23 protein-coding genes are annotated in these 23,898 nt (G+C 61.3%); 13 read left to right on the forward strand and 10 right to left on the reverse strand.

Translation table 11 applies throughout. The features are described from left to right. The first annotated feature begins 366 nt into the window (after positions 1 to 366). Positions 367 to 2,070, forward strand: coding sequence for a diguanylate cyclase (locus FHX11_RS26410; protein ID WP_184363258.1), 1,704 nt, complete (start codon positions 367 to 369; stop codon positions 2,068 to 2,070). A 113-nt stretch (positions 2,071 to 2,183) separates the two neighbouring features. On the opposite strand, the gene FHX11_RS26415 is transcribed toward FHX11_RS26410, so the two are convergent. From FHX11_RS26415 to FHX11_RS26435, 5 genes are all read right to left on the reverse strand, one after another. Continuing rightward, the gene (locus tag FHX11_RS26415; protein ID WP_184363261.1) at positions 2,184 to 2,960 is read right to left on the reverse strand and encodes a cyclase family protein; all 777 of its coding nucleotides are present in this window, start codon (positions 2,958 to 2,960) and stop codon (positions 2,184 to 2,186) included. A gap of 158 nt (positions 2,961 to 3,118) precedes the next feature. Further along, a complete protein-coding gene (locus FHX11_RS26420) occupies positions 3,119 to 4,081 on the reverse strand; it encodes a sugar-binding transcriptional regulator (RefSeq protein ID WP_184363263.1) in 963 nt (320 codons plus the stop codon). A 21-nt stretch (positions 4,082 to 4,102) separates the two neighbouring features. Then, positions 4,103 to 5,569, reverse strand: a complete 1,467-nt coding sequence (locus tag FHX11_RS26425) for an FGGY-family carbohydrate kinase (protein ID WP_184363266.1) — start codon at positions 5,567 to 5,569, stop codon at positions 4,103 to 4,105. A 63-nt stretch (positions 5,570 to 5,632) separates the two neighbouring features. Beyond that, positions 5,633 to 6,589 (reverse strand): transketolase family protein, encoded by a 957-nt coding sequence (locus FHX11_RS26430; RefSeq protein ID WP_184363269.1) that lies wholly within the window; start codon positions 6,587 to 6,589, stop codon positions 5,633 to 5,635. After that, positions 6,589 to 7,398 (reverse strand): transketolase, encoded by an 810-nt coding sequence (locus FHX11_RS26435; protein ID WP_184363272.1) that lies wholly within the window; start codon positions 7,396 to 7,398, stop codon positions 6,589 to 6,591. Before FHX11_RS26435 ends, FHX11_RS26430 begins: the two co-directional genes overlap by 1 nt. Positions 7,399 to 7,622: 224 nt before the next feature. On the opposite strand from FHX11_RS26435, the gene FHX11_RS26440 reads away from it, so the two are divergent. The 6 genes from FHX11_RS26440 to FHX11_RS26465 all read left to right on the forward strand — a co-directional run bounded on the left by FHX11_RS26440 (position 7,623) and on the right by FHX11_RS26465 (position 13,605). Beyond that, a complete protein-coding gene (locus FHX11_RS26440) occupies positions 7,623 to 8,603 on the forward strand; it encodes an ABC transporter permease (protein ID WP_184363275.1) in 981 nt (326 codons plus the stop codon). 118 nt (positions 8,604 to 8,721) lie between these two features. Continuing rightward, complete coding sequence (locus FHX11_RS26445; protein ID WP_184363278.1) at positions 8,722 to 9,651, forward strand: sugar ABC transporter substrate-binding protein; 930 nt, start codon at positions 8,722 to 8,724, stop codon at positions 9,649 to 9,651. A 22-nt stretch (positions 9,652 to 9,673) separates the two neighbouring features. Then, the gene (locus FHX11_RS26450; protein ID WP_184363281.1) at positions 9,674 to 11,152 is read left to right on the forward strand and encodes a sugar ABC transporter ATP-binding protein; all 1,479 of its coding nucleotides are present in this window, start codon (positions 9,674 to 9,676) and stop codon (positions 11,150 to 11,152) included. Between the two features lie 25 nt (positions 11,153 to 11,177). After that, on the forward strand, positions 11,178 to 11,966 hold the full coding sequence (locus FHX11_RS26455; protein ID WP_184363283.1) for an SDR family oxidoreductase: 789 nt from the start codon (positions 11,178 to 11,180) through the stop codon (positions 11,964 to 11,966). Then, positions 11,963 to 12,718: a triose-phosphate isomerase gene (tpiA, locus tag FHX11_RS26460; RefSeq protein WP_348649738.1), complete on the forward strand. Its 756-nt coding sequence runs from the start codon at positions 11,963 to 11,965 to the stop codon at positions 12,716 to 12,718. Before FHX11_RS26455 ends, tpiA begins: the two co-directional genes overlap by 4 nt. Positions 12,719 to 12,822: 104 nt before the next feature. Beyond that, positions 12,823 to 13,605, forward strand: coding sequence for a glucose 1-dehydrogenase (locus FHX11_RS26465; RefSeq protein WP_184363289.1), 783 nt, complete (start codon positions 12,823 to 12,825; stop codon positions 13,603 to 13,605). A 54-nt stretch (positions 13,606 to 13,659) separates the two neighbouring features. Here FHX11_RS26465 and FHX11_RS26470 read toward each other — a convergent pair whose 3' ends face one another. From FHX11_RS26470 to FHX11_RS26485, 4 genes are all read right to left on the reverse strand, one after another. Continuing rightward, positions 13,660 to 14,391: an amino acid ABC transporter ATP-binding protein gene (locus tag FHX11_RS26470; RefSeq protein WP_184363292.1), complete on the reverse strand. Its 732-nt coding sequence runs from the start codon at positions 14,389 to 14,391 to the stop codon at positions 13,660 to 13,662. Beyond that, positions 14,372 to 15,031, reverse strand: a complete 660-nt coding sequence (locus FHX11_RS26475; RefSeq protein ID WP_184363295.1) for an amino acid ABC transporter permease — start codon at positions 15,029 to 15,031, stop codon at positions 14,372 to 14,374. Before FHX11_RS26475 ends, FHX11_RS26470 begins: the two co-directional genes overlap by 20 nt. Continuing rightward, positions 15,028 to 15,735 (reverse strand): amino acid ABC transporter permease, encoded by a 708-nt coding sequence (locus FHX11_RS26480; protein WP_184363298.1) that lies wholly within the window; start codon positions 15,733 to 15,735, stop codon positions 15,028 to 15,030. Before FHX11_RS26480 ends, FHX11_RS26475 begins: the two co-directional genes overlap by 4 nt. A gap of 71 nt (positions 15,736 to 15,806) precedes the next feature. After that, entirely contained in the window at positions 15,807 to 16,610 is an 804-nt protein-coding gene (locus FHX11_RS26485) for a transporter substrate-binding domain-containing protein (RefSeq protein ID WP_184363301.1), read from the reverse strand. A gap of 329 nt (positions 16,611 to 16,939) precedes the next feature. Here FHX11_RS26485 and FHX11_RS26490 point away from each other — a divergent pair, with 329 nt between their 5' ends. Then, a complete protein-coding gene (locus FHX11_RS26490; RefSeq protein ID WP_007689249.1) occupies positions 16,940 to 17,260 on the forward strand; it encodes a hypothetical protein in 321 nt (106 codons plus the stop codon). 55 nt (positions 17,261 to 17,315) lie between these two features. Continuing rightward, positions 17,316 to 18,338, forward strand: coding sequence for a LacI family DNA-binding transcriptional regulator (locus FHX11_RS26495; RefSeq protein ID WP_184363304.1), 1,023 nt, complete (start codon positions 17,316 to 17,318; stop codon positions 18,336 to 18,338). A 209-nt stretch (positions 18,339 to 18,547) separates the two neighbouring features. On the opposite strand, the gene FHX11_RS26500 is transcribed toward FHX11_RS26495, so the two are convergent. After that, positions 18,548 to 18,790, reverse strand: coding sequence for a hypothetical protein (locus FHX11_RS26500; RefSeq protein ID WP_184363307.1), 243 nt, complete (start codon positions 18,788 to 18,790; stop codon positions 18,548 to 18,550). Positions 18,791 to 19,346: 556 nt separating this feature from the next. On the opposite strand from FHX11_RS26500, the gene FHX11_RS26505 reads away from it, so the two are divergent. From FHX11_RS26505 to FHX11_RS26520, 4 genes are all read left to right on the forward strand, one after another. Then, positions 19,347 to 20,237, forward strand: a complete 891-nt coding sequence (locus tag FHX11_RS26505; RefSeq protein ID WP_210292600.1) for a DUF6528 family protein — start codon at positions 19,347 to 19,349, stop codon at positions 20,235 to 20,237. 350 nt (positions 20,238 to 20,587) lie between these two features. Further along, positions 20,588 to 21,367, forward strand: a complete 780-nt coding sequence (locus FHX11_RS26510) for a class I SAM-dependent methyltransferase (protein ID WP_184363310.1) — start codon at positions 20,588 to 20,590, stop codon at positions 21,365 to 21,367. Positions 21,368 to 21,643: 276 nt separating this feature from the next. Next, positions 21,644 to 22,321 (forward strand): YceI family protein, encoded by a 678-nt coding sequence (locus tag FHX11_RS26515; protein ID WP_184363313.1) that lies wholly within the window; start codon positions 21,644 to 21,646, stop codon positions 22,319 to 22,321. A gap of 153 nt (positions 22,322 to 22,474) precedes the next feature. Next, the gene (locus FHX11_RS26520) at positions 22,475 to 23,806 is read left to right on the forward strand and encodes a YceI family protein (RefSeq protein WP_184363316.1); all 1,332 of its coding nucleotides are present in this window, start codon (positions 22,475 to 22,477) and stop codon (positions 23,804 to 23,806) included. Positions 23,807 to 23,898 lie beyond the last annotated feature (92 nt).

The raw sequence follows: 23,898 nt of genomic DNA on the forward strand, positions 1-23,898 counted from the left end.
ACCTCTCCTCCTCCGTAACACATCAAGAATGACTCAATAGAAAGCGAAAAAGAGGGAGAGATAAGGTAACAAACCGTATCGTCCATTATCCGATACTGTTACGCACTGCATGTAGCGTTTGGTTCATCTTTAAACCGCGATCGAATTAGATTAGCCTAATTCAATGTGAATGCTATATGTCCGTGTGATAGCTTGTTCAGGCTTGATCATGGTTGAGGCCTATGCACCTGAAAGCGGTTCTGACAGTTTTGATCTGCCGATACAGCCACATCAAATCTTGCGACGACAACAGCGTTATAGACGCCTCCTTGGAACGCCCTCGAACACCTCGCCAGAGGATTTGGTTGCGAAAATCAAGGGCTTTGGATGATTGAACCGCACTCCCACCGCAATAGTAGCCACGAACAGATTCTATACCTCCTGCAGAAAATTTTGGATTCGGAACAGTTTCGTCGATCTGAGCGTCTTGGAAAATTTCTCTCCTACGTTGTCCACGAGACTTTGCAGGGGCGATCTGACAGGATCAAATCCTACTCAATTGGACTTGAGGTATTTGGAAAACCGCCGTCGTTCGATAGCTCCATCGATCCTATCGTTCGCACAACCGCGACAAGACTTCGCGCGGCCCTTGGCAAATACTATCAGGGTACAGGCTGCAGCGACCCTTTGGAAATCGTTCTAAAAAAAGGGAGCTACGTTCCTGAGTTTCGTTCACGAGCCTTAGAAGAAGGCAGGGAAGACGCCGTTCTCTCGCAGATGACTGCCAGACTTGACGATCTTGAATTGAAAAAGGGCTCGAAGGGAAACTCCAGCCTGCCTTGGGAGATCGATGCCGATCTTCGCCACATCTCAACGTCTCCACAGATAGCAGAACTACTTGGTTTCCAATCCATGGAAATGATTGGCAGATCGTTGCTGGACGGCATGCATATTGAAGATTCAATACGGGTGACGGAGATTCTATCCGCGGCGCGGGCCATTGCAAAGCCGTTCTTTGGCGTGGTCGGCCGCTACTCGAGACCTGACGACACTATAGCTATTGTTGAAATTAGTGGTGCATGTATTTTTGACGAATTCGGGTCGTTCTCGGCATATCGCGGAGCATATCGCGATATTACTCCGACGGGCTTGTTGGCACTGGAATCGCGCCCCGCCTATCTGGATACTGTATATGCTACCGCTCCGGTCGCGCTCTGCGTGATCAATCGCGACGGGAGGCTGCTCGCGGTCAATGAGAGGCATGCCATTCTGGCAGGTCGGCCGATCTCCAACCTCATCGGCGTGAAAGTAGCTGACCTTCACGAAGAAGGAGGGCAGAATGTCATCCGTGATTTTCGCATCTTCGACGCAGGAGGTACGGTTCCCGAGCATGAATTGCGTATAAGAGGCAGAACCTATATCGTCTCGGTTACACCTATCCGGGATACTGTTGGCAAGACCATAGCAATTTCAGTTGCTCATACCGACGCCACCGAAAGCAAACTTCTTCACGAAAGGCTTGCCCAAGCCAACAGACACCTCGAAGAGTTGGCTGTCCGCGATCACCTGACAGGCCTGTTCAACAGACGCCACTTTGACAAGACTTTGGTGGATGAAATCACGCGGCTTCACGACGACAATTCCGCCCTTTCAGTCTTGCTGATTGATGTCGATTTTTTCAAGCATTACAACGATCAGTATGGGCATATGATGGGGGATCAGTGTTTGGCGGACGTCGCCTACGCAATTAAACAGAGCCTTCTAAGACCCAGCGATACGGCATTTCGCTACGGGGGAGAGGAATTCGCGGCCGTTCTTTCGAATACCGACGCTTACGGTGCGCGCGCCGTTGCCGAACGCATCCGTTTGAATGTCGCAACGCTGAATCGGTCGCATAAGGCAAGCCCGCTGGGAACCATAACGGTAAGTATTGGCATTGCCACCGCTATCGGCCCTTATGCCTCGACCATGCCGTCAACCAGGGACATCATTCTCGAAACTGCCGATGCGGCGCTGTACAGTGCCAAAACGAACGGTAGAAATACGGTAATAGCCGGTGCTGTGCTGAAGAAAGACGCCAATAGCGATTAGAGTTAGCTTGTCCTGCCGGATTTAGCGAAAGGCTCTGTATCCTATATTCCGGAGACAGGCTTGGATGCGTCGGACATCCGCGATCGACGCGCGGATGTCCTTTCCTCGGCCGGTCAATCCTCGAGAATGGCAACCGCGCGCGTCCAGCCCGCCGAGGCCCCGGCGATCTTCACTGGAAAGCAGGAGACGGTGAAGCCGGTCGCCGGCAGCTCTTCCAGATTGGCGAGCTTCTCCAGATGGCAATAGCCGATATCGCGGCCGGCCTTGTGGCCTTCCCAGATGATCGCGGCATCTCCGGTTTCGGAAAAACGCCGCATCGTATGCGGAAACGGCGCATCCCAGCTCCAGGCGTCGGTGCCCGTCACGCGCACGCCTCTTTCCAGCAGAAAGAGCGTCGCTTCACGCCCGATGCCGCAGCCACGGGCGAGGTAATCCGGCTTGCCATAGGCAGCTCCGGCCGCCGTGTTGACGAGAACGATGTCGAGCGGCTCCAGGCGGTGCCCGATACGCTCCAGCTCGGCCTCCACCTCGCCGGCGGAGACGATGTGCCCGTCCGGCAGATGGCGGAAATCCAGCTTGACGGCAGGCCGCATGCACCAGTCGAGCGGGATCTCGTCGATGGTCAGCGCACGCTTGCCGCCGTCCATGGTGGAATGGAAATGCCAGGGCGCGTCGAGATGGGTTCCGTTGTGCGTGGTGAGCCTGACATCCTCCATCGCCCAGCCCTCGCCATCCGGAAGGTCTTCCGGGCGCAGGCCGGCGAAGACGGTGGCCATCTCGGCGGCACCTCTCTTATGGTCCTTGTAAGTGATCTCCGGGCGCATCTGCGGCGGGTCTGCCAGCGTGTCGTTGTCGATCGAAACGGAAATATCGATCAGGCGTCTTGCCATGGTTCTTTCCTCGTGAAGAAGGCAGCCGCGATAGCCGCCTGACAATCCCATTGCTCCCCGCACAAGACCGAGCTGCGGAGGGAAACAAGGATATGGGGCATATCCGCGCGACGACACGATGACGGCAGAAACAATTTTTTCGGTCGGAGCGGGCGCGATCAGGCTGCCGCCAGATCGATCAGGCGCTGTGCGGTGAACTTGTCGGTCACGAGCGTATCGATGACGCCGATACGGAGCGCACCGGCGATCGCCGCCGTCTTCTTCTCGCCGCCGGCGAGTGCCACGACACGATCGACCCTGGCCAGTTCGTCCAGCGAAATCCCGATGACGCGCTCGTCGAGCGGCGTCTTCACGGTCTTGCCCTTTTGATCGAAGAAGCGAAGCGAAATATCGCCGACCGCCCCCGCCTCGGCCAGGTCGGCGAGCTCTCGCGAGGAAAAGATATTGCCGGAGCGTGCGAGCAGCTCCGACGGTTCGACCGCGCCGATCCCGACGATGGCAAGGCTGATCGAGCCGAAGAGATCGACGGTCTCGCGCACGAAGGGATCGGCCATCATCAGAAGCCTCGCCTCGCGCGAGCTTGTCACGCCCTGCACCGGCAGAAGCTTCGGCTCCGCTCCGGTCAGCCGGGCCAATCTCGTCGTCAATTGCGTCGCATGCGTCTGCACCGACGGGTCGCCCATTCCGCCGAGCGTCTGCACGACATATTTCGCCTGCGCGCTCTTCTGGGGATGAATGTTTTCCACCGTCTTGAAGATGGTCTGGCTCCAGCTCGAGACGCCGATGATTTCGCCCGGCGCCAGCGTCACTTCGAGAAGATGCGCCGCCGCCTCGCCGATGCGCGCCATGATCGCGCCGTCGCGATCCTCCGAACATTCGACGACGATGGCCTCGGGCAGATTGAAACGCTCGCGAAGCGCGCCTTCCATCTCCGCATAGGTGCCCGCCGGAGGGATGACGGTGGTGCGAACGATATCCTCGGCTTCCGCGCGCTTGAGCATGCGTGAGACGGTCGCCTGCGACAGCCGCAAATGCTTGGCGATATCGGCCTGCCGCCTATGTTCGATATGGTACATCTGCGCGACGCGTGAAATCAGGCGAAGTTCGTTGATGCGTCCCATGCTTGCCCCAGCGGTGAATTTTTATTCACCATTAGCGGGCGATGGGCCGAACGTCGAGCGGGCAATAGCGTCGCTCCACGTTTTAAGTCTTTCCGGCGCGTCATTCGCCTGCGGTCTTATGAGCGTATTGCTGCGCGGCAGGCGCGCGATGGCGTCCAGATCCGCCCATAGGCCGAGCGACAGGCCCGCCAGATAGGCTGCCCCCAGAGCCGATGCCTCCGGCGCCTCGCATTGGATGACGGGGTGCTGGAGGAGATCGGCGACGCATTGCATCAGGAAGGTATTCCGGCTCGGACCGCCATCGACATAAAGCGCGCCGATCGTCCCGCCATTCTGGCTCTGCATCGCCGCAAAGACATCATGCACCTGAAACGCGATCGAATCCGTCACCGCTCTCGCCATCTGCGCACGGGTGGTGTTGAAGCTGATCTGCGAAAACAGGGCGCGCGCATCGGAATTCCAGTAGGGCGCGCCGAGACCGACGAAGGCCGGCACGAAACCCGGACCGCCGCATTCCGCGGTCGACGCCAGCTCGATCAGCTCGGCGACATCGGACAGTCCCAGCACCTCGGTCATCCAAGGCAGGCTGGCGGCGGAGACGAGGATGTTTCCTTCGAAGGCGAATGTCGGATTGCCGGCGATGCGCCAGGCGACGGTGGTGGTGATGCCGTTGCTCGGAGCGATGAAATGCGGCAGCGTCGTCATGACCGACGATCCCGTCCCGAATGTCACCTTTCCATCGCCGGCCTTGTAGGCGCCATGTCCGAACAGCGCGGCATGGCTGTCGCCTATGGCGGCACGGATCGGCGTTCCGTCAGGCACGCCCGGTAACCCGATGGTCGATCCGAAATGCGCGGAACTGTCGAGTACCTCGGGCAGGACCTCCCTGCCGACGCCGAACAAATCGCAGAGCTCATCGCTCCACTGCTGCGAACTCAGATCGAAAAGCTGGCTTCGCGCGGCGTTTGAGGCATCGCAGACATGCCGCTTGCCGCCCGTCAGACGGTGGATCAGCCAGCTATCCACCGTGCCGATGCGGATCGATCGCCCTTTCGGGGCACGATCGAGCAGCCATTTGACCTTCGACCCCGGAAACATCGGATCGATCGGCAGGCCGGTGATCTGCTCGACCCGGTGCGAATGACCACGCTCGATCAGCCTTGCGCAGTCGGGCGCCGTGCGGCGGCACTGCCAGCTGACGACAGGCCCGAGCGCCTCACCCGTTTCACCATCCCAGACCGTCACGGATTCGCGCTGGTTGGAAACGGCCACAGCCTCGATGGTCGCCGCCGGCGCGGCTTCGACACAGAGGCGCACGGCCTCGCAAACGGACTGCCAAACCCGGTTGGGGTCCTGCTCGACCCAGCCCGGCTGCGGATAGCTGATACCGACGGGCGATGCGCCGCGCGACATCAGCTCACCATTCTCCGAGACCAGAATAGCTTTCGAATTGGTGGTGCCCTGGTCGATAGCCAGAATGGCGCGCATGCATGTCTCCTCCGAACGAATACCAGGGCGTGACGATCGCCCCGAAGCAGTTACGGCCTTTGCTCACTTGCGTTTGATGAGCGCGAGCGCCGCCGCTGCGATGGCATTCGGAGCCATACCAAACTCATCCAGCAGAAATTCGGCGGAGCCCGTCGGCGCGTAGATGCCAGGAACGCCCAAGCGCTTCATCGGAACCGGCAAATTGTCAACCACCACCTCGGCAACGGCCGAACCAAGGCCGCCATAGATCGAATGCTCTTCAGCCGTGAGGATGGCACCGGTTTCCTTCGCCGCCGCGATGATGGCGGCTTCGTCGATCGGGCGCACGGTCGCCATGTTGAGCACGCGCGCCTCGACGCCCTGGCTTGCCAATATCTCCGCCGCCTTCACCATGCGATGCGTCAGCGTGCCGTTGGCGATCAGCGTCACGTCGCCGCCGTCCCGCAGGAGGTTGGCGCGACCGGGCACGAATTTATGACCCTCCGGCAGCAGGTCGGGAACGCCGACGCGCGACAGGCGAAGGAAGCAGGGACCGGCATAGCTGGCTGCCCATTCGACGGCCGCCGCGGTCTCGATGCGGTCGCATGGCGCAATGACGGGCAGATTCGGCAGCACCCGCGTCCAGGCGAAATCCTCGATGGAATGATGGGTCGGGCCGAGTTCACCGTAAGCCATGCCCGACGAAATGCCGATCAGCTTGACGTTGGCATTCGAGTAGGAAATGTCGGCTTTGATCTGCTCCAGAGCGCGGCCGGTCAGGAAGCAGGACGCGCCGCAGACGAAGGGGATGCGGCCGCCATTGGCAAGCCCGGCGCCGACGCCGACCATGTTCTGCTCGGCAATGCCGACATTGATCAGCCGCTCCGGAAACTTCGACTTGAAGCCGCCGAGCTTCGAGGAACCGACGGAATCATTGCAGACGGCAACGATCGCCTCATCGGCCGATGCCATCTTCTCCAGGGTCGCGGCGAAGGCATCGCGGCAGTCGTGCAGATTGGTATTCACGTTGGTCGCGTCCATTAAAGTGCCTCCGACAGTTCGGCGACTGCCTGTTCATATTGCTCCTTGTTCGGCACCTTGTGATGCCAGTCGACCCGATCCTGCATGAACGAGATGCCCTGACCCTTGTTGGTATGGGCAACGATGCAATGGGGCCGCGCGCCGCGATGCTCGAGCGCGGGGACGATCTCGGCCATTGCGTTGCCGTTGATCTCGGTGACCTCCCAGCCGAAAGCCTCGAGCTTCGGCCGCAGCGGCGCGACATTGTTGGTGTCGGCGAGAGCGGCGCCCTGCTGGAAACGATTGTGGTCGATGATGAGCGTCAGGTTGTTCAGCCCGAACTGCGAGGCCGCCATGATGGCCTCCCAGTTGGATCCCTCCTGCATCTCACCGTCACCGGTCATCACGTAGGTATGGTAGGCGGCGGAGATAAGCTTGCCTGCCTTGGCGACACCGACGGCAACCGGCAGGCCATGGCCGAGCGGGCCGGTATTGGTCTCGACACCGGGAACCTTGTTGCAGTTCGGATGGCCGTTCAGCCGCGAATGCGGTTGCAGGAAGGTGGCGATTTCATCCTCGGGAAAGAAGCCACGCTTTGCCAGCGTGATGTAGAGCGCGCAGGCGGTGTGGCCCTTCGAGAGAATGAAGCGGTCCCGCTCTGGATGCCTGGCCTGCTCCGGATAGACCTTGAGGACACGGAAATAGAGCGCCGTCAGGATGTCGATGGCCGACATCTCCCCACCGATATGCCCCGCGCCCGCCGCATAGACCGCCTCCAGATCGCGCAGACGTATCTGACGCGCGATGCGCTCAAGTTCCTTCCACTGCATAGCGTTTCCTTTGTGCATAAATATTCATTGCTAGATATTTTTGCACAATCGCGACCCTAGTCAAGCCTGTTTTGCGAATTTTAGTCATCGGACCCCTCGTTCACAACAGCATATCACCTATTGACAGGGGCAGGCTCAGTCGCTAATGAATTTTTCAACACTAGTGAATATTTATTCTTAGTTGAAGATTGAACCGCGCAGCAAGCGAATAGGTGGGAGGAACAATGTCCGCACTAGGCGTTCACGAGCAGGCCCGGCAATCCAGGATATCGCTCGCAAGACTCAGCGGAGCGACGGGTCCGTTAATTGGGTTGCTGTTGCTCTGCGTGTTTCTGAGCATTGCGACAGACACCTTCCTTTCGACTCGCAACGCATTGAACATCCTCGACCAGATCACCGTCCTCGGCATCATGTCGGTCGGCATGACCTTCGTCATCCTCATCGGCGGCATCGATCTGTCGGTCGGATCGGTGCTTGCCCTGTCGATGATGATCATGGGCTGGGTCGCGAATGTCGCCGGGCTGCCGATGGGGATCGCCATACCGCTGGCTCTCCTCGCCTCGGCGCTGAGCGGCCTGATCGTCGGCGTGATGGTCACCAGCTTCCGCGTGCCGGCCTTCATCGCGACGCTTGCGATGATGTCCGTCGCGCGCGGCGTCGCCAACATGATCACCGACGGCCAGCAGATCGTCGGCTTTCCGGACTGGTTCACGATGCTGGCGATCGACCGTCACTTCGGCGTGCTGACGGCCACCGTGTTCCTGATGCTCGTCATCGCCGTGATCGCCTGGATCTTCCTGCAATATCGCTCGGAAGGCCGCATGCTCTATGCCGTCGGCGGCAACCCGGAGGTTGCCCGTCTCGCCGGCATCCATGTGCCGCTGGTCACCATCGGCGTCTATGTAGTCTGCGCCTTGCTTGCGGGGCTCGCCGGGATCGTTCTGGCCGCGCGCCTCGATGCGGTGCAGCCCTCCAGCGGTTTCGGCTACGAACTCGACACCATCGCGGCCGTCGTCATCGGCGGGACCTCGCTTTCGGGTGGCGCCGGCGGCATCGGCGGCACGCTGATCGGCGTCCTCATCATCGGCGTGCTGCGCAATGGTCTGAACTTGCTGAATGTTTCGCCTTTCCTGCAGCAGGTCATCATCGGCGTGGTCATCGTCCTCGCCGTCGGCGCCGAGACGCTCCGCCGCAAGAAAGCATGATTCCGCGCGGCTGGCCGGCCGCGCATTTTTGGAATTCCTCTCCCAACAATCGGAGCGGATCAAAGGCCCGTGGGCGGAGGACACACCCAGGGGTAAAGTCAAAACCAAGGAGGAACTGATGAAATTTTCCCGTATTCTGCTGGCTTCGGCCGCGGCCCTCGCTTTATCCCTGGGACCGGTGCAGGCCAAGGAGGTCAAGAAGCTCGGCCTCGCCGTCGCCAACCTTCAGGCGAACTTCTTCAACCAGATCAAACAGGCTGTCGAAGCCGAGGCGAAGTCGCGCGGCATCACCGTCGTGACCGTGGACGCGAAGGGAGATGGCCCGACGCAGGTGAACCAGATCCAGGATCTTCTCACCCAGAACATCGATGCGCTGATCTACATTCCGGCGGGCGCTGCTGCGGCATCGATTCCGGTGAAACTCGCCCATCAGGCGGAGGTGCCGGTCATCAACGTCGACCGCAACGCCGACGGCGCTCCGGGCGACACCTTCCTCGCCACCGATTCCGTCGCCTCGGCAAACGCCGTTTGCAAGCACATCATCGAAAAGGCCGGCGGCAAGGGCAGCATGGTTATCATCCACGGCCAGAAGGGCACGACGCCGGAAGTCGACCGCACCAAGGGCTGCATGGAAGCCGTCAAGGCCAATCCGGGCGTGAAGATCGTCGCCGAGCAATGGTCCAACATGTGGAGCCAGGACGAAGGCTTCCAGATCATGCAGAACATGCTGCAGGCAAAGCCTGATATCTCGATCGTCTTTGCCCAGGCCGACGGCCTGGCGCTGGGTGCCGCCCAGGCCATCAAGGTCGCCAATCCCTCCCAGAAGATCGTCGTTGGCGGTTTCGACGGCGATACCGCCGCTCTCGAAGCGCTGAAGAACGGCGTCTTCGACGTGACCGCGACGCAGCAGACACAGAAGATGGGCCGCGCGGCCGTCGACATGGCCGTCAAGATCGTCGGCGGCGAGAAGGTCGCGCCGGTCCAGCTCATGGATGCGACGCTGACCACCAAGGACAATGTCGAAGGCTTCATCGCCAACCATCCATGATTTGCGGCCAAGGAGTGGTGATATGACGGAACCGGTTCTTTCTCTTCGAGGCATCTCGAAGCGCTATGGGCCTCTTGAGGTCCTGAAGAACGTCAGCCTCGACGTCTACCCCGGAGAGGTTGTCGCCCTCCTCGGGGAAAACGGCGCCGGCAAGTCGACCCTGTCGGGCATCATCGCCGGATCGCGCACTCCTTCGGATGGCACAATGACATGGCAGGGGCAGCCCTATGCCCCCGCCTCCCCGCGGGAAGCGATCGACAAGGGCGTGGTGCTGATCCACCAGGAGCTTCAGCTCCTGCCAGAGCTGACCATCGCCGAAAACGTCTTCATCGGCCGCTGGCCGATGAAGAACGGAAGGATCGATCGCAAACAGATGGTCAAGCGCGCCCAAGAGCAGCTGTCCCGCCTGAATCTGCACATACCCGCGACAAGGAAAGTCGCGGGGCTTTCCACGGCGAACCAGCAATTGATCGAGATCGCCAAGGCCTTGGCGCTCAATGCGAAATTGCTGATCCTCGACGAACCCACCGCCGCGCTCGGCGGCGCGGAAACCGAAGCGCTCTTCGAGCAGGTCCGCAAGCTGCGCTCCGAAGGCGTCGGCATCGTCTACATTTCGCACCGGATGGAGGAGATCAAACAGATCACCGACCGCATCATCGTCTTGCGCGACGGCGAACGGGTGCAGGAATTCGCCGACAGCGCAACGCCGGTGCGCACCATCGTCGAAAGCATGGTCGGACGCTCGCTCGACAGGATGTTCCCGACATTGCCGACGCCGCGGGAACAGCCGGTTCTGGAAGTCGAGGGGCTGACGGCCGCCGACGCCTCCTTCTCGGACGTGAACTTCAAGGTCCGCGCCGGTGAAATCCTCGGCATTGCCGGGCTCGTCGGCGCCGGACGCACCGAGCTGGTGCGGGCGATTTCCGGCGCCGATCCGCTGAAATCGGGCACGGTCCGCCTCAACGGAGAACGGCTCGCCCTGCGCAGTCCGGCGGATGCGATCGCCAAGGGCATCGTCATGGTTCCCGAGGATCGCAAGCTCCAGGGCATTGTCGTCAGCCACCGCATCGGCGAGAATCTCGTCTACGCCAATCTCGACCGCTTCGGCCGGCGCTGGATCACGCCGGCGATGAAACGCGACTTCGCGAAGAAGGCGATCGCGACCTTCGGCATCAAGGGGCGCGGCGAGCAGCCGGCATCGGATCTTTCCGGCGGCAATCAGCAGAAGATCGTCATCGCCAAATGGCTCATGCGCGATCCGAAGGTGGTTATCCTCGACGAGCCGACGCGCGGCATCGATGTCGGCGCCCGCGCCGGCATCTACGACATCATCGTCGACCTCGCCAAGCGCGGTGTCGCCGTCATCGTCGTCAGCTCCGACCTCGAGGAAGTCCTCGGCGTTTCCAACCGGATTCTCGTGCTTGCGCAAGGCAAGCAGGCGGGCATTCTGGAGCGCGACCAGGCAAACGACGTCTCCGTCATGGAATTGGCAACAATCTGAAGAACGAATGAAGAAAGGAAGAGCGATGCCCGCCATCACTCTGAATGCTCCCAAGCTTTTCGACCTCGCAGGCCAGGTGGCGCTTGTCACGGGCGCCGGCAGCGGCATCGGACAGCGCATCGCGACCGGCCTTGCCCAATGCGGCGCCGACGTGGCGCTGCTGGACCGCCGGAATGATGACGGCCTCTCCAACACAGCGGAATTCGTGCGCCAGGCTGGGCGCCGCTCGATCCAGATCGCGGCCGATGTGACGAACAAGGCATCGCTTGCCGAGGCGGTCGCGCGGACGGAAGCCGAGCTCGGCGCCCTGTCGCTGGCGGTCAACGCCGCCGGCATCGCCAATGCCAATCCGGCGGAGGAGATGGAGGAGGATCAGTACCAGACGCTGATGGACATCAACCTCAAGGGCGTGTTCCTGTCCTGCCAGGCGGAAGCGCGCGCCATGCTCAAGCACGGCAAGGGCTCCATCGTCAACATCGCCTCCATGTCCGGCGTCATCGTCAATCGCGGCCTCAACCAGTGCCACTACAACGCCTCCAAGGCCGGCGTGATCCACATGTCGAAATCCATGGCGATGGAATGGGTCGGGCGCGGTATCCGCGTCAACACGATCTCGCCCGGCTACACGGCCACCCCGATGAACACGCGGCCGGAGATGGTGCATCAGACGAAGCTCTTCGAAGAGCAGACGCCGATGCAGCGCATGGCGAATGTCGACGAGATGGTCGGCCCCGCCGTGTTCCTGCTCTCGGATGCCGCAAGCTTCGTCACGGGCGTCGACCTGCTCGTCGACGGCGGTTTCTGCTGCTGGTGATCCCGATGTCGAAAAAGCTGATTGCCGGAAACTGGAAGATGAACGGGACGCTCGCGGATCTGCTCGAGGTCTCGGCGATTGCCGCCGCCGCCGAGGACGCCAAGGCCGATGCGGTCCTTTGCCCTCCCGCGACGCTGATCGACCGCGCCGTCTCCGCCACCAGAGGAACCAGGCTGCGCATCGGGGCGCAGGATTGCCATGCGAACACGTCCGGCGCGCATACCGGCGACATCTCGGCGGAAATGCTCGCCGATCTCGGCGCCGCCTATGTGATCCTCGGCCATTCCGAGCGCCGTGTCGACCATGGCGAGACCAGCCGGACGGTCGCGGCCAAGGCGCTGGCGGCCCGCCGCGCCGGGCTGAACGCCATCATATGCGTCGGCGAAACCGAAGGAGAAAGAGCCGGCGGCACTACGCTTGCGGTTGTCGAAGAACAGCTGCGAACCTCCATTCCCGAGGGCGCCAGCGCGGCCAACACGACGGTCGCCTACGAGCCGGTATGGGCGATCGGAAGCGGACGGGTCCCGACGAACGAGGAGATCGCCGAGGTGCATGCCGCCCTGCGCGCCGCGCTCTCCAGCCGCTTCGGCAGCGAGGCAACCGGCATTCGCCTGCTCTATGGCGGCTCGGTGAAGCCTTCCAATGCCGGCTCGATCTTTTCGATTGCGGGCGTTGACGGGGCACTGGTCGGCGGCGCCTCGCTCAAGGCCTCCGATTTCGCCGCCATCCTGTCGGCGGCATCCGGCACATGAGCGCGTAACGACACCGACGGAACGGGATAACAGCCGTTGGCGAACGATGCGGCATCTGCCGTGCCGCATCCACAAATCCGAGAGATCGAAAGGGAGGAGCCCTCATGAGCCGTTTCGAAAACAAGACCGTGGTCATCACCGGCGCAAGCCGCGGGATCGGCGCAGCCATCGCAAGGCGGTTCGCCCGCGAAGGCGCGAGCGTGGTCGTCTCGGCGAATGAGGAGACGGTCCATGCCGTGGCTGAGGAGATCAGGCGCGACGGCGGCCGGGCGGCCTCCTTCGTCGGCGACGTCACTGACAAGGCCAGTGTCGTTGCCTTGTTCGACGCCGCCGAACGTGAATTCGGCGGCGTCGACGTCTCCATCCAGAATGCCGGCGTCATCACCATATCGCGCGTCGAAAATCTGGCCGAAGCGGACTGGGACAAGGTGATGGCCGTCAACACGAAGGGCGTGTTCCTCTGCGCGCAGGAAGCGATCGCGCGCATGCGCAAGCATCGTCGCGGCGGCCGCATCATCAACACAGCTTCCGGCCAGGCCCGCGACGGCTTCATCTATACGCCGCACTACGCCGCCTCGAAGATGGGCGTCGTCGGCATCACGCAGAGCCTGGCCAAGGAAGTCGCCACCGAGGGCATTACCGTCAACGCCTTCTGCCCCGGCATCATCGAGACCGATATGTGGGCCTATAACGACCAGGCCTGGGGCAAGCTGCTCGGCAATTACGGCCCCGGCGAACTGATGAAGGAATGGGTCGAGGGCATACCGATGAAACGGCCGGGCTCCGGCGAGGACGTCGCCGGCCTCGTGACCTTCCTCGCCAGCGACGACGCAGCTTACATCACCGGCCAGACGATCAATGTCGACGGCGGGCTGATCATGTCCTGAGATCATTGAAGGGACGGGCCGCGCTGTACCGGCGGCTCGCCCCTCGTCAAGCCTCTACTTCACATCGGCCTTCACGAACTGGCGCAGCTCCGGCGTTTGCGGATCGGCGAACAACTCCCTCGAGGGCCCCTGCTCCCAGATCGTGCCCTTGTGCATGAAGATGGTCTGGGTCGCGACACGGCGGGCAAAGGCCATCTCGTGGGTGACGAGGATCATCGTCATGCCGTCGCGCGCCAGCCGCTCCATGACCAGCAGCACCTCCTCGGTCAGCTCCGGATCGAGCGCGGAAGTCACTTCGTCGAAGAGCATCACCTTCGGCCGCATGGCAAGCGAGCGGGCGATCGCCACGCGCTGCTGCTGGCCGCCGGACAGCTGGTCCGGATAGGCGTCGAACTTCTCCGACAGGCCGACGAGCTGCAGCACCTCGCGAGCGATCTCGCGGGTTTCCGATTTCTTGACATCCTTGACGATGCGCGGCGCCAGCATAATGTTCTCGCCGACGGTCAGATGCGGGAAAAGATTGTAGCTCTGGAAGACGATGCCGACATCGGTTCTGAGGTTTCTCAGCGCCTTGGGATCAGTGCCTAGCGCATGGCCTGCGATCTCGATCCGGCCGGAATTGATCTTCTCCAGCCCGTTCATGCAGCGCAGCAGCGTGCTCTTACCGGAGCCGGAACGGCCGATCAGCGCGAAGACTTCGCCGCGTTCGACATTGAGCGACACGCCCTTGAGGACTTCGAGCGCACCGAAGCTTTTGTGAACGTTTTCAACGATTACTTCCGGCATGAAGCCTCCTTTCCAGCCAACGCGAGAGCTGGGACAATGGGTAGCAGACGACGAAATAGAGGGCCGCGACCGCGATGAAGACGCGGAACGGCTGGAACGTCGCATTGTTGATGAGCTGCCCGGCACGGGCGAGTTCGACGAAGCCAATGATCGAGGTGATCGAGGTATTCTTGACCACCTGCACGGCAAAGCCCACGGTCGGCGGCAGGGAAATGCGCACCGCCTGCGGCAGGATGACGTAGCGATATTGCTGCAGCCGGGTCATGGCGAGCGATTCCGACGCCTCCCATTGCTGCTTGGGCACGGCCTGGATGCAGCCGCGCCAGATCTCCGCCAGATAGCCGGAGGCATAGATCGTCATCGACGCGCCCGCGGCAATGAGCGGCGGCAGCTCGAAGCCGGCGAGGCTCAGCCCGTAATAGGACAGGAACAGGATCATCAGGACCGGAATGCCCTGGATGATCTGGATATAGGTGCCGGCGGCGACCCGCACGGCCTTGATCGACGAAGTGCGGGCGAGCGCCACCGCGAACCCCAGCAGCCCGCCACCGATCAGCGCGATGATCGTCAGCACGACGGTCCATTGCAGCGATTGCAGCAGGAAGGAGAATTCGTCGAAACCGAATGTTCTCAAACTCATGCCTGCACCTCCTCTGGCAAGGCCGCGATGGTGCGACGCGCGACGCGGCGGCCGAAGAGCCACATGCCGATTAGCGCGAGCACGGCCCGCAGCGCCAGCGCCAATGCCAGATAGATCAGGGTGACGACGATATAGACCTCGAAGGACCGGTAGGTCTGCGATTCCACGAAGGCGGCGGAGGCGGCCAGTTCATGGGTCGAGATCGCCGAGCAGATGCTCGAGGCCAGCATCATCAGCACGAACTGGCTGCACAGCGCCGGATAGACCTTGGCGACGGCCGGCACGATGATGACGTGGCGATAGATCTGGAAGGGCGTGAAGCCGAGCGCCTCGCCCGCCTCGATCTGGGACTTGTGCACCGCCTCGATGCCGGCACGAATGATCTCGGTGGAATAGGCGGCAAGGTTGATGGTCATGCCGATCAGCGCCGCCGTATCGGCGCCGACCCTGAGCCCGAGGCCGGGCAAACCGAAATAGACGATGAAGAGCTGCACAAGGAAGGGCGTATTGCGGATGACTTCGACATAGGTGTCGACCAGAAGCCGCACGGCACGGCCCCCGACGGAGCGCAGCGACGCGAGCACGATGCCGCAGACCGAGCCGAACAGGATCGACAGAACCGAAAGCCTGACAGTCAGCCAGAGGCCGCTCAGGAATTCGCCCTGATACTGTGCCAGCGCGCCGAATTGGAATGTGTAGGACATGGAAAGGCCTCCAGTGAGGGGCTGCGGTCAGCCGGCGAGGGACTCGCCGGCTGACGCGGACGCAAGCCCGATCAGAAGGACGGGAGCTGCGGCATCGGACGGCCGGTCCACTTCAGCGAGATCTTGTCGAGATCGCCGGACATCTTCATGAGATAGATCGAGGTGTTCAGCCATTGGCGCAGTTCGAAATCATCGATCTTCGTCGCCATGGAATTGCCCTGCTGGAAGAAGGTGAAACCGACCTGCAGGCCGGCATCCGGCCGCTGCTTGATGATCGCCTCGCCAACCGTGGACGGCAGCGCCACGGCATCGGTCTGGCCGGCGATCAGCGCCTGCGCACTGGTGGAATCATCCTCGTAGACGACGATCTCGAGGCCGGGAACCGCCGCCTTGCGCAGCGCCGTCTCCTGCGACGAGCCGCGATTGACCGCGACGCGCTTGCCTTCGAGATCCGACAGCTTGGTGAACTTCTGGCCAGGGCCGGAAATGATGTCCATGTTGAAGGCACTGTAGGGCTGGGTGAACATCACCGTCTTCGCCCGCTCGCCGGTCGGCGCCAGCGTTGCGACCAGGAAATCCACCTTGCCGGTCTGCAGCGCCGGAATGCGCGAGGGCGGTGTCAGCGGAACCAGCTCCACCGGCAGCGAGAGGTAGCCGCCGATCAGATTGGCGACGTCGACGTCATAGCCGGCCGGATTGCCCTTTTCATCGACCATGCCCATCGGCGGCGCACCGGTCAGAACGCCGATGCGCACCTTGCCGCGGGAAACGATATCGTTGAGCGTCGTGGCATGCGCCTCGGCCGTCGCCAGCAATCCTGCTGCGGCGATACCGACCGCCGCCATGATCCCGCGCAGGGACTTCGAAATCTTCATGATACTCCTCCATCTGGTGCTTGGTCACAATCATCCGCCGCCCACTCCCCGGAGCCGTCACGGATGAAATCCATAATCCCAATTCGCCATTCTCAATGTTACCGAAAACATTCAAAAACATTGAGCAAAAAAGACCATCGATCCGAGCGAATATCCCGGATCTGTCATTCTCCTTCAATAAGATTCACAACGATAGTGCGCACTCCATCAAGACTTCCGATCCGAGACACACCTTTTCGGTTGGTGATTGCAATAGAGCATGTTACCGGTATCATTGCAAGCCGGAATAAAGTATCGCCATTTCGGCACACACTCAGGGGAGGAAATTGATGTTCACTCGCTCAGCGATTTTCGAGGGCGCCATCCATGCCGGCCGCGAAGAGGAATTCTTTCGCATCGTCGAGGAAAAGCTGCTACCCGTGTGGAAACGTATGCCGAATGCGCAGGCCGTGCGCGTGATGCGAACCGGGCGCAGCGATCCCGGAGCCGCGCCGATCATCATGGTCCAGGAAATCGATTATCCGTCGATGGAAGCTGTTGAAGAGGCGCTGGCATCGCCCGTCCGGCTGGAAGGCCGCGCCATTACCGACGAGATGATGAGCATGTGCGACGGCCGGTTCTACCATCTTGTCTACCAGCGGATCGCATAGGCCGGAGGCAGGGGAAACCGTGGCGCACCCTTCAGACATCTCTCGCAAGGCAACCATGAGCGATGTCTCGCGGCTTGCCGGCGTGTCCAAGATGACCGTCTCGCGCGTGCTGACGGACCCGGCGCTCGTCGCGGAAGCGACGCGCAACCGGGTGATGACCGCGATCGAGCAACTCGGCTACGTGCCGGATCGGACCGCCCGGTCGCTGTCGTCGCGGCGCACCAATTTCATCACCGCGATCCTGCCCACCCTGACCAACGCCAATTTCGCCGACACCGTTCAGGGGCTGGCGGGTGCGCTGCGCACCGCCGACTATCAGCTGCTGATCGGCTATACCATGTACAGCCTGAGCGAGGAGGAACGCATCGTCCGCGCCATGCTGGCGCGGCGCCCGGATGCGATCGTCATCGCCAGCGCGGTTCACACCAAGGCGACCAGCGAGATGCTGCTCAGGGCCGGCATTCCGATCGTCGAGATCTGGGACGTACCGGAGCATCCGGTCGATCATGCGGTGGGTTTTTCCAATTACGAGGTCGGGCGGCTTGCCGCCCGGCATCTCATCTCGCTCGGTCATCGCCGCATCGGCGCGATCGGCTCGGCAATCACCAGCGATGCCACCGACTTTCGTGGCGAAAGCCGCCTGCAGGGATTTTCGGCCGCGCTTCGGGAGGCCGGCATTTCCGACGGTTCCATCCTGCGCCAGAGTGCTGCCCCCTCCTCCTACGATCACGGGGCGGAAGCGCTGAGCACGTTGCTACGGCAAGCGCCCGACATCGAGGCGGTGTTTGCGGTCTCAGATATTTCTGCCGTCGGCGCGCTGATGGAATGTCAGCGCCGCAAGATCGCCGTTCCGGGCGATCTTTCGATCATCGGCTTCGGCGACTTCGATATCGCCCGCCAGTGCGTGCCGGCGCTTTCGACCATCCGCGTCGATGCCGAAATGATCGGCAGCAAGACCGGGGAATTGCTGCTGACGCTGCTGGAATCGGACGATGGCGCCGCGTTGCCCGCACAAAGCCGGCTGGATGTCGGGTTCGAACTGGTGACGCGCGAAACGACGAGCGCGCCGAAAATCTAGCCGTCTTAGCAGCCGCAGACCATGCGAGGCCGCTGCGGATGCCCGACGGACGATCCAGCACGATTGTCCCGACAACACTACGAGAAACACTGTAATTCACATGAATAAGGCTGCACTTGTGGGGCAAGTGCAGCCTCTTGGTTCGAGTTCTATGCGGAGCCATTCGTCGACGCTCCGGGGGATGGACAACGCACCGATCCGACATTCATCTAGCCGTAAGGCCGGATATTCCGGAACAGGAAATTGGCCTGCTCAAACGTATCCTCCCTTTCCGGAAGACCGATATCCCGGAGCTGGCTGTTGGACAGCTGCGAGATATGGGTATGCGTCTGATGCCGCTTCCAGACCGCGACCAGCAATGCGCGGGCAGTCCTCCAGGCACCGAATTTTTGGCACAGTTCGTCTACTGCCGCACCCAAGGTGTCGGCAACCAGTAATTGTGAGTCTGTCATCGTTTATAATCCCGGCGCCTCCAGACGACCGGGTCCTCTTGCAAGGGCAACAAGGCTGACGGATGTCGACGCAAAACACGCGCGTCGGCTCGAACAACCAGTTACGTCAGTTTAAATGGAAAACGCCAAAAGGCAGGAAATTCAGGCTTTTAGCGCTGAAGATAGCGATGATGCATCGGTCGTACGCCACAGCGGGTACGGGTCGAAGCCATCACGGACATTCCGCCGGAGACGTGCTTAAATACGGTAAAATCTTGCATTCGACGCCTCCTCTGATTTGATTTGCGGATGTGTGCAATCATACGCAAGAACGGCGGATTCGCAAGCATGCAATTTCGAATTGCACGCAGAACATGCGATCTGTTGCCGTGAGGCAACACTATTTCCAACCATGCGACCGGCCTCGCCAACAGGCATCGAGGACCAAACGGTCCTCCCGCGGAAACGCGTGCGCTGTCATCCAATACATTCCGACGAACTGACATAAAGCTGTCAAACACGATGCAGTATGGATCGCCCGACCGCACTATCCCCTGATCCGATCGGAGATCGACGAATGCCCAAGCCCCTCATGATATTGTTCACTGCCGCGATCGTCGCCTTCGGCTCGAGCCAGCCGCTCCTGGCCGCCGACAGGCTCTATGCATGCGGCGACGACCAGATCCGCGAATACCGGATCGACGGCGGGACCGCCACCGAGACCTGGCGCTGGCGCGCGGCCGATGCCGGCGACCTTCCGGAAACCTACCGGCTCAAGCTGCTCAAGCATCTCGACGACTGCAAGCCGGTCGATGACGGCCATGCCATTCTGGCCACCGCTTCGACCGGCGGCACCGTATTGATCGACCGCGAGACCGGCCGCATCTCGTTCCGCGCCCGGACGCCAATGGCGCATTCGGCGGATCTTCTGCCGGGCGGCTTCGTCGCCGTCGCTTTGTCCATTCACGCGGATGGCGACCGGCTGGAAATCTACCGTCGCAACGAGAACGAGACGCCGCTGCTCAATCTGCCCCTGCCGTCCGGCCACGGCGCCGTATGGGATGCCAAGCGAGCCCGCCTGTTCGTCCTGTCGCATGACCTGATCCAGGCTTACGACATCAAGGAAGCGGAAGCGGCCCCCGCCCTGACCGAAACAGCGCGCTGGACGCTGCCTGGCCGCCACGATGGCCACGACCTGTCGGTCAAGCCCGATGGTGGATATTTCGTGACCACGGATGACGGCGTCTGGACCTTCGATCCGGATAGCGGCACCTTTTCGCCCTTTTCCGCGCTCAATCCGAAACTGCAGGTCAAGGCGGTCAGCGCCCTGGGCAACCGGCTCGCCTGGGTGCAGGCGGAGGAAAGCTGGTGGGCAACGGGCTTTACGGTCGCCGGCCCGGATGGCCGCGGGGAACAACGCATCGCAATCGACGGCATGCATCTCTACAAGGTCCGCTGGATACGATGAAATGCATCCCGCCCTGGCTCTGGCCCGACGACCGAGGCTCGTCGGGCCAGAGCCCACGGCCATTCGGACTGCCGCGACCCGGTCCGACGCATCCGCCGTCGATATCCAGCATGCGCAATGGCGGTACGCAACACGACGAAAAAGCCAAAATAGTCCGTCACGGCGCTCGCCTTGGCGCAACCTCACCCCAGCTAGGGAAAGCTCGCAGCCACCGGGAACACACATGACCATGTGTGTTCCCGAGCGAGCTCTGGGAAACAAAGATGCGCATGTCCCATGCGATCGATGCATGCCGAAAAGCACGCAACAATCGACGGGATGCGCAGTGCAAACCAGTGAGGTTTTGGATTTTGAAGTCGAATGTACGAAAATTTGTGTTTCACGACCTTCAGAAAATCGACGGTTATATCGATCCGCCGGATGCCCTGGTCTTCCTGTCGCTGATCGAAAGGCAAAGAGAAAACGGCCTGCTCGGCGGCCTTGCGGAAATCGGCGTCTATTACGGCCGCTCCTATTTCCTGCTGCGCCGGATCAGCGCGCCGGACAGCAATGTGCTTGCCATCGACCTCTTCAACATCGAGGAGGATGACGCGCAGTACCGGCGCTTCCTCGACAATGGCCGGTCGCTGGGCATCCCCGTCGATGAAGAGCTCGTCATCTCCGGCGACAGCACCCGGCTCGATCCGCAGGCGATCACTGACAAGGTCGGCCAGGTTCGCTTCTTCAGCATCGACGGCGGGCATCTACTGCATCACGTGGTCGCCGACAGCCGCCTGGCCAAGAACGTCCTGGCCGACCACGGCATCATCGCCTTCGACGACACGTTCAATCCAGCCTGGCCGGAAGTAACGATCGGCGTTTCGGATTTCCTCAGACGAAACAGCGACACGTTTTCCGCCTTCTGCATGACGAAATACAAGACCTACGTCTGCCGGCGCGAATTTCACGATCTCTACCGGTCGGCCATCTGCGAGGCATCGCATCTCAGACCCTTCGAACATACCGAGATGGACTTCCTCGGCTCGAAGGTGATCCGCCTGCACAATCCCCTCAATCGCCGTGTCGCCTATGAACTCCTGCAGCGACTGGGCATGAGCGCGCTGTCCGAATGGGCCTACCGCCACGGATGAAGCGGCAAGACAAGGCTAAAGAAACGTCGCTTGATGAGACAAGAGCGGCAAATGCGCTGCCGACAGGTCGAAAAAAATATGCCGCTCATCTCGCAGATGCGAAATTATTTTTTCGGATTTCCAACGAAACGCGACGGGATGAACAACCGCAGACAGCCGCTAGCCCAGCAATCTTTAATTTCAAGAGCCGCTTTCTCAACATTAATTCATTTCCAAGTGAGCGCCTCGGTTTTCAATAATCTTCATGCCGATCATCGGAGAAAGGGTTTGATACTTATGAGAATTAGCAAGTACTGCATTTCCACCGCGTTCATTGCCTTGGGAGTGCTCAGTGCAACCTCAAGTTTTTCCTTCGCTCAGTCGGCACCGCCGGCAATCGAGGCAAAGGCGCCGGCCGGGGTCTACAAGCTGGACCCGACGCATGCCGCACTCCTGTGGTCCGTGAAGCACAACAAGATTTCCAATTACACCGTTCGCTTCAACAAGCTCGAAGCCACGCTGAAGCTTGACCCGGCCAAGATCGAAAACTCCTCCATCGAGGCAACCATCGACGCGACTTCGGTCGTCACCGGCTACCCGGCCGACTACAAGGCCACGCACGCCTCCTCGGCCTATCAGACCTGGGATGAGGAAATCAGCCGCGACCCGAAGCTGCTGAACAGCGACGCGCATCCGAAGATCACCTTCAAATCGACGAAGGTCACGCCCACCGGCCCGACGACCGCCGATGTGACCGGTGACCTCACCTTCCTCGGCGTTACCAAGCCGGTGACCCTGAAGGCGACCTTCAACGGCGAGATCGACAGCCATCCGTTTGCGGGCGTTCCGGCTGTCGGCTTTGCAGCCGAGGGCAGCTTCAATCGCACCGATTTCGGCCAGCCGCTCGGCTTCGTCGGCCCCGAGGCCACCATCCGTTTCGACGGCGAATTCATCCAGGACCCATCGGCCAAGTAAACCGCCGCTGACCCGGAAAACCCCGAACCGCCGGCTGCGATGCGGCTTCCGATCGCAGCCGGCTACCTCATCGATTTTACGGTCTGCGGATCGATTTTCCTTTTGCCCGTCATCCAGCCTCAGGCCGGCGGGTGTTGATCTGATAGGATGGCAATGAATATTCACTCCCGCTCGCCCGTTCGCTCCGCCTCCGGCACCGGCAGGCGTTATAGTTCTGTTGCCATCATCCTTCACTGGGCGACCGCGCTTCTGGTGATCTCCATGATCCCGATGGGCTGGTGGATGGTCAGGGCCATCGACAAGCCCGGCACGCAGCAAGTCGCCTATCAATTGTTTCAGGTGCATAAATCCATCGGCTTCGCCATCCTGGCGCTGACGCTGCTGCGTATCGTCTGGCGTCTCACTCATCCCGTTCCGGCCCTGCCCGCCGGCATGAAAGGATGGGAGCGGTTGCTGGCGCGCATCACCCATGTCGCCTTTTACGGCCTGCTGCTTGCCATTCCCCTCACCGGCTGGGTCTATGTCTCGGCCGGCTGGGCCATCGGCACCGACCGGCCGCTGATGGTGGCGACCTCATGGTTCGGCCTCTTCGCCATTCCGCATCTGCCGGGGCTTGAAGGCATGCGCTCGCTTGCTTTCGGCGCCATGGGCGCCCACGCCTACATGGCCTATGGCGGCGCCCTGCTCATCGGCCTGCATGTGGCGGCGGCGCTGAAGCATCATTTCCTCGATCGCGACGGCGTCCTCGCCCAGATGCTGCCTTTCCTGCGCGGCACGAATCACGATGATCACCATGCGCCGGCCGGCATGGCTCTGTTGCCCCGCAGCGCCGGTATCGCCTTCGTCATGCTGATCGGCGTCGTCGGCTGTTGGCTGCATCTGCCAGACCCACGCGCCGACATACCGATCGCCGCAGAAAACGCCGCGCCGGCCGCGGTTTCGGTTTCGGTTTCGCCTGTAGCCTCCGCCTCGGCCGAAGAGGCCAGCGCCACCGCCTGGACCATCGACAAGGCAGCCTCCAGCATCCACTTCGGCGGCACGCATGCGGGCAAGACCTTCGACGGCCACTTCGACGAATGGAACGGCGACATCCGCTTCGACCCCGCCAACCTGGCCGGCTCGAAAGCCGTCATCACCGTGGCTACCATCTCCGCCAAAACCGGCGATGCCACCCAGGAAGGCTCGCTGAAAAACGGGGAATGGTTCAACTCCGCGCGTTTTCCCGAGGCGCGTTTCGAAACCAGCAGCTTCAAATCGCTCGGCGGCGACCGCTACGAGGCCGACGCCACCCTGACCATCAAGAACAAGACCATCCCCCTCATCCTGCCATTTACCTACAAGCCACAGGGCGACACCGCGGCAGTCGAGGGCAATGTCGAGCTCGACCGCGCAGCACTGGACCTCGGCATGTTCTCCGATCCGGCAGCCGAATGGGTCTCCAAGATCATCAAGGTCAGGATCGCCGTGACGGCGAGGAAACGGTAATCCAACGACTCTGCCGTGGCCGCTCTGCATTCATCCATCGAATACAAGGAGCCCATCAGGACAAATGAAACTAGGCTCCAGAAACGACAAGG

The sequence above is a fragment of the Rhizobium sp. BK602 genome, from assembly GCF_014195095.1.
Lineage (GTDB): Bacteria > Pseudomonadota > Alphaproteobacteria > Rhizobiales > Rhizobiaceae > Rhizobium.